Annotated in this window: 9 protein-coding genes; 7 read left to right on the top strand and 2 right to left on the bottom strand. The window is 44.1% G+C overall.

What is annotated here, in order from left to right:
• Nucleotides 1–49: 49 nt before the first annotated feature.
• On the bottom strand, nt 50–1411 hold the full coding sequence (locus tag AC5WJX_RS08460) for a sensor histidine kinase (RefSeq protein ID WP_494484169.1): 1362 nt from the start codon (nt 1409–1411) through the stop codon (nt 50–52).
• Nucleotides 1408–2784 carry a sigma-54-dependent transcriptional regulator gene (locus tag AC5WJX_RS08455; RefSeq protein WP_494484168.1) on the bottom strand — a complete coding sequence of 459 codons (1377 nt, stop codon included), beginning with the start codon at nt 2782–2784 and terminating at the stop codon, nt 1408–1410. Before AC5WJX_RS08455 ends, AC5WJX_RS08460 begins: the two co-directional genes overlap by 4 nt.
• Nucleotides 2785–2998: 214 nt before the next feature.
• Between AC5WJX_RS08455 and AC5WJX_RS08450 the strand changes: the two genes are divergently transcribed.
• From AC5WJX_RS08450 to AC5WJX_RS08420, 7 genes are all read left to right on the top strand, one after another.
• Nucleotides 2999–3370 (top strand): hypothetical protein, encoded by a 372-nt coding sequence (locus tag AC5WJX_RS08450; RefSeq protein WP_494484167.1) that lies wholly within the window; start codon nt 2999–3001, stop codon nt 3368–3370.
• Between the two features lie 152 nt (nt 3371–3522).
• Nucleotides 3523–4767: an efflux RND transporter periplasmic adaptor subunit gene (locus tag AC5WJX_RS08445; protein ID WP_494484166.1), complete on the top strand. Its 1245-nt coding sequence runs from the start codon at nt 3523–3525 to the stop codon at nt 4765–4767.
• Between the two features lie 96 nt (nt 4768–4863).
• Complete coding sequence (locus AC5WJX_RS08440; RefSeq protein ID WP_440431508.1) at nt 4864–5562, top strand: ABC transporter ATP-binding protein; 699 nt, start codon at nt 4864–4866, stop codon at nt 5560–5562.
• A gap of 1 nt (nt 5563) precedes the next feature.
• Entirely contained in the window at nt 5564–7933 is a 2370-nt protein-coding gene (locus tag AC5WJX_RS08435) for an ABC transporter permease (RefSeq protein WP_494484165.1), read from the top strand.
• A 43-nt stretch (nt 7934–7976) separates the two neighbouring features.
• Nucleotides 7977–10349 (top strand): ABC transporter permease, encoded by a 2373-nt coding sequence (locus AC5WJX_RS08430; RefSeq protein ID WP_494484164.1) that lies wholly within the window; start codon nt 7977–7979, stop codon nt 10347–10349.
• A gap of 32 nt (nt 10350–10381) precedes the next feature.
• Complete coding sequence (locus AC5WJX_RS08425) at nt 10382–12769, top strand: ABC transporter permease (protein WP_494484163.1); 2388 nt, start codon at nt 10382–10384, stop codon at nt 12767–12769.
• Nucleotides 12770–12782: 13 nt separating this feature from the next.
• Complete coding sequence (locus AC5WJX_RS08420; protein WP_494484162.1) at nt 12783–15149, top strand: ABC transporter permease; 2367 nt, start codon at nt 12783–12785, stop codon at nt 15147–15149.
• Nucleotides 15150–15162: the final 13 nt, after the last annotated feature.

The raw sequence follows: 15162 nt of genomic DNA, 5'->3' as shown, positions 1-15162 counted from the left end.
ACAGTTCAATGTCCGGCAATGGACAATTTAATAATGATAACCCATTGGCTTACTGGTATTTGAAAACCAGGGAGAATACCGTTCTCTCAAAGGGCTGCGATTGGATTTCCACACTGCCGTGATGCATTTTCATGATGTTCCTGGTAATCGTTAATCCAATGCCGGAGCCGTTCTTTCGTGTGGTGAAAAATGGAATGAATACTTTCTTGGCGAGTTCATTATCTACGCCCTTGCCATTATCAATCACATCAATGTACAAACGGCTATTTTCAAGCCTGTAGCCAATCTCAATAAAGGGATCTTCCACGTTCTCTACCGCGTAAATGCTGTTGGTCACCAGGTTGATCAAGGCCTGCTCGATCAGCTTGATATCCAGTCGCAGGCTAATTTTAGAGGATGTTTGTACGACTCTTAGATCGATGTTCTTGCCAGAGGCAAATGGCTGCATCAGGATCTTGATGTGTTGCAGGATCTCGCCGATGGTATGATCCTGGAGTACAGGAGTGGGCAGTTCGGCCATGAGCCGGTAGTCTTTCACAAAGTCGAGCAATCCTTCAGAACGGCGTTTGATGGTTAGCAAAGCTGGTTTCAAGTCCTCCAGATCTTCTTTATCCAGGTGATCTTTTCCATCAACCATAGAACTTACCGTATCTGAGAGCGAGCTGATTGGTGTAATGCTGTTAAGGATCTCATGGGAAATTACCCCGATCAATCTGTTCCAGGCCTCCGATTCCTTCTGTTCAATCTCATCTTTGATGTTCTGGAAAGAGATGATGATGTGATCGGTATTGTGCAGGTTTAAGGGAATCAGTTCAGTGGAAAGCTGGGTAAGTTTGTCCTGAATTTTAAGTTCAATGAACTTTTTTCCGCCTTCCGTGATATCGCTTATCTGGTTCGCGAACTCCGGCCGATGGCTTTTCAGCCGATGCCAGTATTTGTATGCCGGCACCTGCAAGAGGTTGCTTGCCGCCATGTTGAAAAACACGATCTCTGCTTTTTCAACATCTTTCTCCAGGGGTTTTAAGACAATAACCCCTACAGGGACCTGTTCGAGGATGGTTTTGATCAGCTGGAACATGGATTCCTTTTCCAGTTGAATCCGTTTATGCACCTGGATGATATCGTCGAAAGAGCGATAAAGTTCCGGGAAGCTGCTTTTATGGCTTTTAGCTTTAAAGTTAATGGTGCTATCCTGGGTTTTCACCGCCAGCATAAAGCGGTTGATGTCTTCCTTCATGCGATCTATGTAATGGTAGAGCGAAAACAACGCTGCCAGCAGGATCACACCTACGCCAAAGATCGTAAACCACAGTTCGGTATTTTGGATGAGGTAAACAAATAATGCGACCAGCAGATTGATGATGAACAATCGGAAGAGCAGGCGGAAAGTGAAGCTGCTGAAGAACTTCATAGATCAAATTTTTCTATGCGTCTGTACAAGGCTGCGCGTGTTAGACCAAGCTCGGAAGCTGCCCGTGAAATGTTGCCTTTATGTTTTTCAATAGCACGTTGCACCATCAGTTTTTCCATGTCCTCCAGGGCCATGTCGTCCTGGACGGAAGGTGTTGTTGTACCGCCAAATTTCTGCGGATTAAGCTGTAGATCTTCCTCGCAGATCTGCAAGCCATCGGTCATGATCACGGCACGTTCAATAACATGTTGCAGTTCGCGAACATTGCCGGGCCATTGATAGTGCAACAATAAAGCTTCTGCCTTGTTGTCGAAAGTTCTGATGTTTCTGTGGTACTTGGTGTTGAAGCTTTGCAGGAAGTAATTGGCCAATAGCAGGATATCACTTCCCCGCTTACACAATGGAGGTAAAAGCAGTTCTACGGTGTTGATCCGGAATAGCAGATCCTGACGGAAGGTGCCTTTGCTCACCATCTCCGCCAAGGGCATATTAGTTGCCGTGATCAAACGAACGTTGATCTTCCGTGCTTTACTTTCTCCAAGCCGGTTTACGGTGCGGTTCTGAATGACACTAAGCAGCTTTGCCTGCAGCGGAAGGCTTAGATTCCCGATCTCGTCCAGGAATATCGTTCCACCTTCAGCCATCTCAAAACGGCCAGGTTTATCCTCCTTAGCATCGGTAAAAGCACCTTTAGCATAACCGAAGAGTTCACTTTCAAACAAGTTTTCCGTTAGGGAACCTAAATCCACATGCATGAATACGCCATTTTTACGTTGCGAGTGCTTATGGATCTCATAGGCAAATACTTGTTTCCCCGTGCCGTTCTCGCCCAGGATCAGAATGTTTGCATCGGTGGGAGCGACTTTCAATAAAACGCTTTGAAGCTTCTGGATGGGTTCAGATTCACCTACAATATGTTCAAAGCGCCGGGCCATATCTTTCTGCAGCGAGGTATGAAGCTTCTCCAGTTTATTAACTTTCTTATTTGAATGCCTGAGTTTTGCGGCTGCAGAAAGTGTTGCAAAGAGCTTTTCATTCTCCCATGGCTTTAAAATGAAATCTGTAGCACCTTTCTTTATTGCTTGCACGGCGAGTTCAACGTTTCCATAGGCCGTCATGAGGATCACCACGTAATCTTTATCTATGGAAAGGATGTGCTCCAGCCAGTATAAACCTTCGCGCCCATCACTTGAACCCTTCTGGTAATTCATATCCAACAGGATGATGTCTACTTCATTCCTGCTCAGGAGCACATTAATTTCCCTGGGCGACTTGCAGGTCACCACCTGGCGGAAATGCTGCTTCAATAAGAGCTTGGCACTTAGTAAAATATCGTCATCATCATCAATTACCAGAACGGTCGCGTCAATCATGTTAAAAGCTTTTCTCAAAAATAATAAAACTGTTCAATGACGTACAAGTAAGTGTCCGATAACGAACGCCTTTTTTGGTGATCGTTTGCTAAATTGCTGTTATATAAGAGTTTAAAGCTGTTTTGAGGGTTTGGCATGTGCTTCGTAAGTAGGTGTGCAGAAACCAGTTGAAGTATAGTGCTGGTGGTTTCAAAGGAATAAAAGAAGTAAAAAAATGAAACGAGTTCTATGTGCATTGATGATTGCTGCTGTTTCAGCAGGATGTAGCATCACACACGACTGGCAAGGCACCAGTCACGCAAGTAAAAGTGAAGCAAGCTTTTCAAAATTCTCCGGCAAGCAGACGTTCAAGTTAGTTCCACATCCGGATGCTGTAACTACACGGATCAAATATGGTATTAACCTTAGCGCCGGAGAGCTGCGCCTGATTATCAGGTCGCTGAAAAAAGAAATTGTCAATATCAATACATCCGGAGTGGTTGAGCGATCCCTGGAGATTAAGAATTTGGCAGGATCAGGTTTAGACGTATCACTTATAGGGAAAAATGCCCGTGGATCTTACTATGTGGAACTGGAGCAGCAGTAGCGGGGGCAGTGTTCGCTCATGGACAATAACTGTTCGGTAATGAACAGTGTCAATTTTGTAAAATCAATTAAGAAGCTCAAATATAAGGCTTTAAGGGTATTTCGGTCATCTGGCATGTGCTTCGCAACATGGCAAACAAGAATAAACAGGTAATGGATAAAGTAATAGAGAAAAAGCGATTTAGTAAAAAGAATATACTGATGTTGGCAGGTATTCTGATCGTGGTTTGCCTTGCAGGTTATGGCTATAGCCTTTCCCTTAACAAGGTATACAAAGCAGATGCAGATAAGCTTACGGTAAGTAAAGTGGCCTTCGGAGATTTCGAAGACGTGGTGCTGTTGAATGCTACTGTTGTACCACTAACGTCAGTGATTGTAAGTTCCTCTGAGGGCGGAACCGTAGCGGAGATCTTTACTGAAAATGGCGCTTCGGTGGTTAAAGGCACACCACTATTGAGAATCGCTAATCCGAATGCGCTCTCGGCGTATACCAGCAGTGAAACCAGCATCATTGAGCAGATCAATCAGCTTCGGAAGCTAAGGCTCGATCTGGAACAAAATCAACGCGTCATGAAGCAAGATATGATGGTCATCGAAAATAGCTTGCGTACCGCTTCTCGCAAGTACAAGATCGATAGTACCCTCTTCGCGAAAAAGGTTATCACGAGGGAGGAGTTTAATACTTCTAGCCAGGACTACGAATATTATAAAGATAGAAGAGCAATCCTGAAACAAGCCATGGATCAGGAGAGTCAAAGCAGGAAGATGCAGTTAAATCAGATCGACTTCTCCATCGGGAGGATGAATGAAAGCCTGGAGTCCATCCGTCAGAACATCGAAAACATGACCATTAAAGCTCCGGTATCCGGCCGGTTATCCTCCTATGATCCAGTAATTGGAAAATCGTATGGAGCGAATGAAATGCTCGGAAAGATCGACGTGATGCAAGGCTATAAGCTGCAGGCGGGGGTAGACGAGTATTACATCAACCGGGTAAAGGAAGGGCAGCGTGCCAACTGCGAGATCAATGGTAAGAACTATCAGCTGTTGGTGCGGAAGGTGATTCCCGAGGTTACCTCAGGACAGTTCCAGATTGAGCTGGTGTTCGATGGCAAGTCGGCGGATGAATTAAGAAGGGGTTTATCGCTACAAACCAAATTAACCTTGTCTGACAACAGTAAGTCCCTGATGCTGCCACAGGGGCAGTTCTTCCAGAGTACTGGTGGTAATTGGGTGTATGTGGTGAAGGATGGCCAGGCTAAAAAGCGCAATATTAAGGTTGGACGTAAAAACTACCTCTACTATGAGATCATGGAAGGTTTGCAGAAAGATGAGGAGGTCATCACTTCATCTTACGATCAGTTCACCCAATACGATATCATACAAATCAGCAAATAATCAATGGGCTGGCGCGACCCTGTAGTGCGTGCAGGAACGTCAGTCCTTTTTCGATCTTAAGCATCGGAATATATCAACGAGATAAAAAATACAGCAATGATAAAAATTGAAAACCTGGAAAAAGTTTACAAAACTGAAGAAATAGAAACCACAGCGTTAAACGGCATTAACCTTCATGTAAAAGAAGGGGAGTTCGTGTCGATCATGGGGCCCTCGGGTTGCGGCAAATCGACCTTGCTCAACGTGATGGGCTTATTGGATAAACCTGAAAGCGGTAGCTACAGATTTATGGACACGGAACTGCTAAAGCTTAACGATCGTGAACGTTCCAATTTCCGGAAGGCCAACATGGGTTTCGTGTTCCAGAACTTCAACCTGATCGATGAACTTACGGTGTTCGAAAACATAGAGCTTCCATTGATCTATAACAAGGTGCCTGCGGCTACCCGAAAGGCCATGGTAAACGAGATCATTCAACGGATGAATATCGTGAATCGTAGCGGCCACTTTCCACAGCAGCTTTCTGGTGGGCAGCAGCAGCGTGTTGCGGTAGCAAGGGCATTGGTAACCAAGCCAAAGCTGGTACTTGCCGATGAGCCCACCGGAAACCTGGACAGCTCACACGGTAACGAGGTCATGGAACTGCTATGCGAATTGAACGAGCAGGGTACAACCATCGTCATGGTTACGCACTCTTCACACGATGCAGGTTTTTCCAACCGGATTATCAATTTGAAAGACGGCCACGTCATCTCCGAAAAAGTTAATAAAGGCATTACTGAAGAATTGATCTAAGATGTTTAAACTGAACTTAAAAATTGCGCTACGTACGCTCTGGAAGAGTAAAGGTTACACTTTAATAAACGTTGGCGGGCTGGCTATCGGCCTGGCAAGCTGTATGCTATTGCTGCTCTATGTGGCCTATGAATGGGGCTATGACAAGCAATTCAGCGATTACGAAAAGACCTATGTCGTATATAACAACCAGGCCGCAAGCGGTAAGATATTTAGTTTTGATGCAACGCCGGGTGTGCTGGCCGCTGAGGTAAAAACAAAGATTCCGGGTGTGAAAACGGTGGCCAGAATGTTCTATGAACAAGAGCGTTTGATCTCCCTCAAGGATAACAATTTCAAGAGACTTTGCAACTTTGCTGATCCTGCATTCTTTCAGATATTTGATTACAAGGTACTAAAAGGAAATCCGGCTACTTTTCTAAAAAGCCCGCAATCTGTCGTGTTAACAGAGACATTGGCTAAAGCATTGTTTGGTGATGAAGATCCAATGGGCAAAAGCCTGAAATTCGATAACGCGGAAGAACTAAAGGTTGAGGGTGTAATCGCGGACCCGCCAAAGAACAGCAGCAATCAATTTGAATACCTGTTGTCATGGACCTTGTTTGAAAAATTAAATCCCTGGGCAAAAGATCATTCCTGGGGCGGGAATTACTGTAACACCTTTATTCAACTGGAAGATAACCGCTTCTTTGAGCAGGCGAATACGCAACTTCAAGGCATGATCAAGGCGAATAACAAAGACAGCAATGGTGAACCATTCATGCATCCTTTATCGAAATACCACCTCTATGATAACTTCGAAGGAGGCAAGTCGGTGGGCGGCAAAATTGATCAACTGCAGATCTTTGTGTTGCTTGCTTTCTGCATTCTGATTATTGCATGTGTAAACTTCATGAATCTTTCTACAGCCAGATCTGAAAAAAGGGCTAAGGAAGTTGGCGTTCGGAAATCCATTGGCTCATCCAGGAAAGACCTGATCGGCCAGTTTATGATGGAGTCGGTGTTAATCTCTATGCTCAGCATGGTAGTTGCTTTCATGCTGATTGAGGTTGCCCTGCCATACTTTAACCGTCTATTAGGTATCGAACTAGATATAGATTATACCTATTGGCTATTCTGGACCACGCTGATCGGATTAACCTTGATCACAGGCGTCATTGCAGGAAGTTATCCGGCTTTCTACCTGTCTTCCTTTGATCCGATCAAAGTGCTTAAAGGCTTTACCAGTACCAACGCGGGTGGCTCATCTTTGTCCGTACGGAAGTTCCTGGTGGTGTTTCAGTTTGTGTTTGCGGCCTGCCTGATCATTTGTACAGCTGTGATCTATCAGCAGTTAAACTATATCGTGAACAAGCCGATTGGTTACAACATCAATAACCTGGTAGAAGTTCCCGTGCAAGGCGCATTGCGGGAACCAGGGAAATTTCAGGTCATTAAAGATCAGCTGTTGAAAACAGGTATGGTAAGTGCCGTAACCAATTACTCAACCAAATTTACTGATGGAGGCAATAACGGGTATAGTGTAAGCTGGCCAGGTAAAAATCCTGACGAAAATGTATTGGTGAACTTCCGCTGGACAAACTACGACTTCTTAAAGACCACTGGCATTCAATTATTGCAGGGCCGGGATTTCGATCCGCAATTTGCAGACTCCAGTAATGTGATCATCAATGAAGCACTGGCAAAAGTTATGGGCTTAAAACAACCTTTAGGCGCTGTAATAAACTTTGGAGATGCTCCTGTGACCATCATCGGCATTATCAAAGACTATGTTGTAGAATCCCCCTATATGGCGGCAACGCCAATGATCATTGGCTTCACCAAAGATGCAAACGAGGTAGTCTTAGTTCGTGTCGCAGATCATGCTAACTTAACTGCAAGTCTGCAGGCCATTGATCAGCAATTTGAAGCCTTAAATCCCGGTTTCCCGGTTGACCGTCGGTTTATTGATGACAACTTTCAAAAAAAGTTCAGGAATGAAAAACTGCTTGGTACCCTCGCCAACTGGTTTGGTGGCTTTGCCATCTTCATCAGCTGTTTAGGGCTGCTTGGTCTGGCACTTTACATGGCCGAACAACGTAAAAAGGAGATCAGTATCCGCAAGGTGCTTGGTGCAAACTCCGCTAACATCCTGGTGCTGCTCAATAAAGACTTCATCAAGCTGGTGCTAGTCGCAAATATGATTGCTTTTCCATTGGGCTATGTCATTGTTAGTAAATGGCTATCGCACTTTGAGTTCAGGATTTCCATCTCTGTGCTTCCATTTGCACTTGCACTGTTGCTATCGTTGGTTATCGCAATCCTGACCGTGAGTCTGCAATCCTTCAAGGTTGCAAAAGCGAATCCAATTGATGCGCTGAAGTACGAGTAGGCTTACCAATTATCTAAGTGTGACCCATTTAAAACTAGATCCCATGTTTAAGCTTCACCTGAAAATAGCATTCCGCAACCTTTGGATGCATGCAACATCATCCATAATTAACGTCATCGGGCTGGCTATAGGACTTGCATCCTGCCTGATGCTGATGTTGTATGTTTCTTACGAGTGGAACTACGATAAGCAATTTGAAGGATGGGAAAATGTGTATCAGGTGATGACCAATTTTGAAGATGAAAATGGTCAGATCACCAGCACGGGAGAACATACAGGCAACATGATTGCTCCAACAATCAAGACTGAAATTCCTGAGGTTGAAGCAGTAGCACGTATCGGATATGGTGGGCAGGCACTGATTGCAAATGGCCAGAAGAGTTTCAAAAGGGAAGCCAAATTTGCCGATCCTGACCTGTTGAAAATCTACAATTATGAGTTTGTTGCCGGCAATGGGGAGATGGCACTTAGTACACCGAATTCAATTATCATTACGGAAAGTACTGCGCGCTTGTTATTCCCTAATGGTGATGGGTTGAACAAACCGGTTCGTTATAATGATGCATGGGATTTCAGCGTGAGTGGAATAATTAAAGACCTACCACAGAATAGTTCAAATGCTTTTGGCATCCTAATGCCATGGTCTTTTTACGAAACATTAAACACCTGGGTAAAGGAGCCAACCTGGGGTAATTTCAACTGGCAAACCTTAGTGCGCCTCAAAGAAAATTCTGATATCGCTTTTGTAAATCGAAAAATGGCTGGAATGATGAGGAAAAAGGAGCGTTTTACTACTGCCGAATCCTTCCTCTTCCAACTATCGGAGAAGCATTTATATGGCAAGTTTGTAAATGGGCAAAGTGTCGGAGGTGAAATCGAACGTATTTACTTGTTTGTGGCTTTGGCCGCCGGTATTCTTCTAATAGCCTGTGTTAACTTCATGAACCTTGCTACTGCGAAGTCTGAGCGGAGAGCTAAGGAAGTTGCAGTGAAGAAAACCATAGGTGCTAGTAGAGGTTCATTGATTGCCCAGTTCATCACCGAATCAATGTTACTTACGATGGTTAGTGTTGTCATTGCTGTAGCACTGGTAGAAATTCTATTGCCATCATTCAATAATCTGCTTCATATAGATCTCCAAATTACATATAGTAATGCATGGTCTTGGATTGGCGTCGTCGCAGTTATCTTATCAACTGGTCTGATCGCCGGAAGCTACCCAGCTTTGTATTTATCATCCTTCAACCCAATTACAACATTGAAGAAAAAAGCCGGGCACTCTGGACGATTGCCCATCAGCTTGAGACAGGTGCTCGTTGTAGGACAGTTCTGTTTTGCCATAATACTGATTATCGCTACACTGGTCATTTACAATCAAGTTCAATATATCAAACAGCGTCCTTTAGGCTACGATGTTAGCCTACTTGCTGAAATGCAACAGGAGGGCATGCTGGAGTCCAAGTATGAATTACTGAAGTCTGAGCTGTTGAGATCTGGTGCCGTCCTTAGCATGTGCCAAAGCTCTGCAACGATAGCACATGATGGCGCCAGCTTTTGGGGATTTCAATGGCCTGGTATGGCAGAAAAGGACAAGCTGGTCTCGTTTGATTTAATTGCTACCACATATGACTTCATCAATACCAACGGAATTCAACTTCTTGCAGGGCGGGATTTCTCAGCATCTTATGCTTCCGACACCTCAGGGCTATTGCTTAGTAGTGCTGCCGTAAAAGTCATGGGCCTTAAAGATCCAGTTGGGACACGAGTAAAGTATCAGGGGGAAGACGCTACCATTGTAGGCGTCTTTAAAGATTTCATTTGGGGTTCTCCATATCAATCAAATAAACCAATGGTCGTGGCTTTTAACAGAGCGTGGACAGGCAACATCACCATGCGCCTAAACCCTGCTCGCAATTTATCTGAAAATATCGATGTCATTACCCGGATCACGAAAAAACTCAACCCAGCTTACCCGGTAGAAATCAAGTTTGTAAATGACCTGTACGCACAAAAACTGCAGGCAGAAAGAACTCTGGGCATTTTAGCAAATCTCTTTGGCGGACTTGCCATTTTCATCTCCTGCCTTGGTCTTTTCGGATTGGCAGCCTATAGCGCGGAGCAGCGCAGCAAAGAATTTGGCGTTCGTAAGGTGCTCGGCGCTTCAATCGGTAACATTATGCAACTGCTTTCCATGTCTTTCATGAAGATGATACTTAATGCAGTGCTGATCGGTGTTCCAATCGCCTATTACCTCATGAACAACTGGCTTAGCCATTTTGAGTTCCGAACCACCATATCCTGGTGGATCATCGTGACAGCAGTTTGTGGAACATTCCTGATTGCCATGCTGACAATAAGTTATCAAGCTTTTAAAACGGCGACTTCAAATCTTGTCGATGCTTTAAAATACGAGTAAAATAAACTACCTAAATCTTAACGCCTGATCATATGTTCAAACTCAATCTTAAAATAGCGCTGCGCAATATTTGGAAAAATAAGGTTTACGCCTTTATCTGCATCGCTGGACTAACCGTTGCATTGGCGGTTTTTATTCTAGCAATGCTATATGCAAGTTATGAAAAGCGTTATGATACCTGGAATGCTGGTTATGAGCAGATCTATCGTGTAAACTATAGCGCTCCAGATGAAAATGTTGCACTAAGCACCGGCAACATGGCCACGTTGAGTAAGCAACAAATTCCAGCTGTGGACGCTGCAACCAGAATCCAGGATTACTGGTGGGGTGATCTGCTCGTTAAGACCAAGAATAAAAGCTTGTACCTAAAGGATATTTTAATGGTGGATAGCACTTTTTTTGAAGTGTTCAACTACCCGGCAGTCTATGGAAATCTCTCTAAAGCACTAAAGAGCCCGCAATCTATAATTATAAGTAGAGAAACAAGTGAACTCATCTTTGGTAAGGATATTAATCCGGTGGGAGAGACGCTTAAGCTGGATAATAAAGAAGGCTTTGTTGTAGATGCCGTGATAGATGCTGCAAACCACCCTGCACACTTTAAATTCAACATGCTCAAAAGATTCAAAAAAAATGTCTCCGATGAGTATTACAGTAATAATTACTATACCTATGTGAAACTGAATGCCCATGCTGATTTAAAACAAACTGAGCATCGCTTTAATAGCATGCGTAAGCAAATTCTAAATGCAGAAATGGCTAAGCTATCCCCGGAGGATCGGAAACAATTTTCTGAATACATTAACAAGATAAGGCTATATCTTCAGCCGGTCAAAGACATTCACCTGAGCAGTAAAGTGGTTGAATATGAGTTCTTGGGAAATGGCACGGGTACTTATATGTATATGATGATCGGCATAGCTGCGCTGGTATTGATCATTGCAGCTGTAAATTTTGCGAACCTTTCACTTACTATGGCTACCGGGAGGGCGAAAGAGACGGGCGTAAGAAAAGTGTTGGGTGCACAGAAGATGCAGATCGGCATGCAATTTATCCTGGAAACGGCACTTCAGTGTATTGTTAGTCTTTTGCTCGCATTGGTGCTGGTAGAGCTGATGCTACCATCCTTTAACAATATGATTGGCCGTTCGATACCACTTTTGCAGTGGAGCGACTACAAGCCTGTTATACTACCAATTTTTGGTGTTTTAATCATGCTGACCTGTTTGGTTGGGCTTTACCCCGCTTTGATGATCAGCAATATCATACCATCAAAGGTTCTTAAAGGAAATTTCGGAAGTAGTAATGCCGGTTCCTGGCTCCGGAATTTGCTAATTGTACTGCAGTTTTCCATTGCAGCGCTATTTATATCTGGTATTTGGATTATCAACAGCCAACTGAACTATATGCAGGCCAAAGATCTTGGATATAAACCGGAGCAAGTCTTTGCTGTTCAAATGCTGCAGGATGACAGTGACCAGCATTATAACAAGATCAAAAACACTTTACAAGACATTCCCGGTGTCAATAGTATTTCCAGAACCGATCATATTCCCGGAGAAGACATGGGTGGAAACAGTTATGTCAATAACGGAACCTCTATCTCTGCCAATTTCATAACGGTAGATGCAGGTTATGTTAAAACCATGGGTCTCGAGCTTCTGGAAGGCCGGGAATATATTTCCGAAAATGTGGATAGCCTCGGCACTTTGATGCTTACCGAAACTGCGGCGCGAACATTCGGCCTGAAAGATCCGGTAGGAAAGACCCTCCGGATGTCTGGTGCTGACTGCCGCATTGTAGGATTAATTAAGGACTTCAATCACTATAGTCCCGAAAAGAGTTTTCAACCCATTGTATTCCACTTCCAGAAAGGGAATCCTATGCGGTATGTGATCATAAACATTAATCCATCAAATTCGAATACCGCAATAAAACAGATCGAGCAGGCCTGGCAAAAGCTGGAACCTGAATTTCCGATTAAAGCGACATTCCTGGACAAAACTTTCCATGATCTCCTGCAGGGCCAACGTCAGCTGAAAAGTGTCATCGCATTACTCTCTGTTGTGACAATCGTGCTTGCCCTGATGGGTTTATTCGCTATTGCGGCATTTAACACGCAACGCCGTAGTAAGGAAATCAGTGTCCGCAAAATACTCGGTGCCTCTTTGTTCGATATCTTGAAACTCCTGAACAAAGGATTTGTAAAGCTCATCCTATTGGGAAATCTGGTTGCATGGCCTATTGCCTATTTGTTGCTTCAGGAATGGCTTACAGGGTTTGCTTTCCGGGTGGAGTTGACCGCGCTACCATTCTTGCTTGCCGGATTAACAACACTGCTGTTAACGATACTTATTGTGAGCCTGCAATCTTTCAGGACGGCTAATGCGAATCCGGTCGACGCCTTAAAATACGAGTAGATAAATAAACGCCATGTTTAAACTCAACCTTAAAATTGCCTTACGTAACCTGAAAAGGAACTTCTCCGTGTCCTTGATCAATATCGGTGGATTGTCCGTGGCTCTAGCTGCATTTATCCTGATTGCGCTGTATGTGAATTATGAGACCAGTTATGATAAGGATAATCCGAATTATGAGCACATCTACATCGTTGGCCGTGATCTAAAGGACCTCAAAACCAACTTCACCCCACCACCGCTTGCAGAGCTTATCGCGCAACACTGTCCGGAAGTGGAATTGGTCGGTAAGATGACGCCATCGAACCTGGACTTTGCCATAATCAGTGATGCTGGCAGAATATACTTGAAGAACACGATGGTGATGGATTATAATGCGGCGAAGATATTCAACCTGCGTCCGCAAGGCGGGTTGAAAAAACCCAAAGGAGAATTCGAGCGACTGACCTATTTGAATGAAGCTAGCATACGCACGCTGTTTCCTGGTAAAAAAGACAACATGCCTGAACTCGTCATGATGGGCAACAAGGCCTTGGGTATTACCGGAACCATACATGGCTCCATTGTCCCGAATCCCCATTCCAATATTCAGTTTGATGCCATTGCAATCGGGAACTATCTTGGTGTTTCCGAGGGTTTTGGTTTTCCAAATTACTACACCTATATACAGGTGAAACCTCGCACCAACATTAGTGCATTGCAGGTTAAGATTGACCGCCTTTTAAAAGAAGGCCTAATTAAAGCGAATGTAGATCGGGCTTCGATAGAAAACGAAACGATTTTCCTAGATCCACTGTCGAATCTCCACCTTAAACCGATTGCCGGAAATGACACGAACTACAAGGTTGTAATTGCCTTGTTCATTTTAAGTATACTTATCGTTGTAATTGCCTGTATCAACTTTACCAATCTCACCATTGCTCAAGCGAATAAAAGGGCGAAAGAAGTGGGGATCAAGAAAGTATTGGGTTCCTATCGCCAGATGCTTACCGTACAATTCTTATTCGAGATCATGGCCCAATGTCTCGTATCCTTGATTCTGGCCCTAGTTCTTGCGGAGCTCTTTATGCCGGCATTTAATAATCTTTTAGGAGTGCCACTGTCATTGTGGGAGGGGGCTGAAGCGCTGTACTGGATACTTCCACTTATTCTGGTGGTGGTGACCCTAATTGCTGCGGTTTACCCCGCATTAATTCTTTCCGGTTTTACTCCTGCAGGCGTACTAAAAGGTCACTTCCACACTGGCATACAGACCAGCTGGACCAGAAAAGGACTACTGGTTGTTCAGTTCGCCATTGCCGTAATCTTTATTGCCGGAATACTCATCGTGAGCAAACAGGTAAGCTACATCCAAACGGAAGATACCGGGTTTGAAGCAGATCAAGTCCTGCTCATTAAAAACATGACCATGTTCAACAAGCCAGAAGTCTTTGCCCCTTTGCGGGAGAAAATGCTGAAAATTGAAGGCATCAAATCTGCAACAGCGGCAAACGTTATTCCTGGAGGAACAGAAACAGGCAGTAACAGCTATGCTTTGGAGGGGAAAGAAGCACTGCTCGACTTTGTGGATGTAGATTTTGACTACTTTGAAACGCTTGGCATTAAACTGAAATCTGGCCGGACTTTCTCAAATGAATATAAACGGGACACCGTAAATTCCGCGATCATCAATGAAAGTGCCGCTGCTAAATACGGAATCCTAGATCCGGTTGGCAAGACGATCCGCGGCTGTAATATAGACTACAAAATTGTCGGTGTAATCAAAGATGTCAAATCTCAGGGCTTTGAAGCTGCCGTACAGCCAACCATCTACACCATGAAGAATCCCTGCGGCAATCCACGCTTAGAAATTATGCTTAAAGTAGAAGCAGGAAAGATGGCTGCAGTCATTGCAAGCTTGAAAAAACAATGGCCAGAGATCAACAAGCTAGATGGTGAAGATTTCCGGTATGATTTCCTGGATGAACTCTACGGCCGACTGTTCAAAAAGCAGGAGCAACTGAAGTCTGTCTTTTTCACCGCTTCCATGCTTACCGTTTTCATTGCCATTCTTGGTTTGTTCGCTTTCTCTAAAATCATGACCAGCAACCGGAGCAAAGAAATTGCAGTGCGTAAGGTACTCGGTGCCTCAGATTTTCAGGTGCTCAAGCTCTTAAATTCTTTCTTCCTATGGATGCTGCTGTTGGCGAATCTAATTGCATGGCCATTTGTATACATCCTCGCAAAAACCTGGCTGGACACTTTTGCCTATCGCATTGAGATCTCCATCGTACCTTTTGCTATTGCGGGGATCATTTCAGTTGTGCTAGCCATAATTACAGTAAGCCTGCAGGCAACTAAAGCTGTTCAGGCCAATCCCGCCAAAGTGTTAAAACATGAATAAATTTATCCAGTAA

The sequence above is a fragment of the Pedobacter sp. NEAU-ZC8 genome, from assembly GCF_059278965.1.
Note: the sequence above shows the minus strand (reverse complement) of the source record. Positions and strands in the feature narration are given on the sequence as shown.

Coding starts and splice junctions, on each gene's coding strand:
- AC5WJX_RS08460 (WP_494484169.1), bottom strand. CDS start 1,411: ATGAAGTTCTTCAGCAGCTTCACTTTCCGCCTGCTCTTCCGATTGTTC.
- AC5WJX_RS08455 (WP_494484168.1), bottom strand. CDS start 2,784: ATGATTGACGCGACCGTTCTGGTAATTGATGATGATGACGATATTTTA.
- AC5WJX_RS08450 (WP_494484167.1), top strand. CDS start 2,999: ATGAAACGAGTTCTATGTGCATTGATGATTGCTGCTGTTTCAGCAGGA.
- AC5WJX_RS08445 (WP_494484166.1), top strand. CDS start 3,523: ATGGATAAAGTAATAGAGAAAAAGCGATTTAGTAAAAAGAATATACTG.
- AC5WJX_RS08440 (WP_440431508.1), top strand. CDS start 4,864: ATGATAAAAATTGAAAACCTGGAAAAAGTTTACAAAACTGAAGAAATA.
- AC5WJX_RS08435 (WP_494484165.1), top strand. CDS start 5,564: ATGTTTAAACTGAACTTAAAAATTGCGCTACGTACGCTCTGGAAGAGT.
- AC5WJX_RS08430 (WP_494484164.1), top strand. CDS start 7,977: ATGTTTAAGCTTCACCTGAAAATAGCATTCCGCAACCTTTGGATGCAT.
- AC5WJX_RS08425 (WP_494484163.1), top strand. CDS start 10,382: ATGTTCAAACTCAATCTTAAAATAGCGCTGCGCAATATTTGGAAAAAT.
- AC5WJX_RS08420 (WP_494484162.1), top strand. CDS start 12,783: ATGTTTAAACTCAACCTTAAAATTGCCTTACGTAACCTGAAAAGGAAC.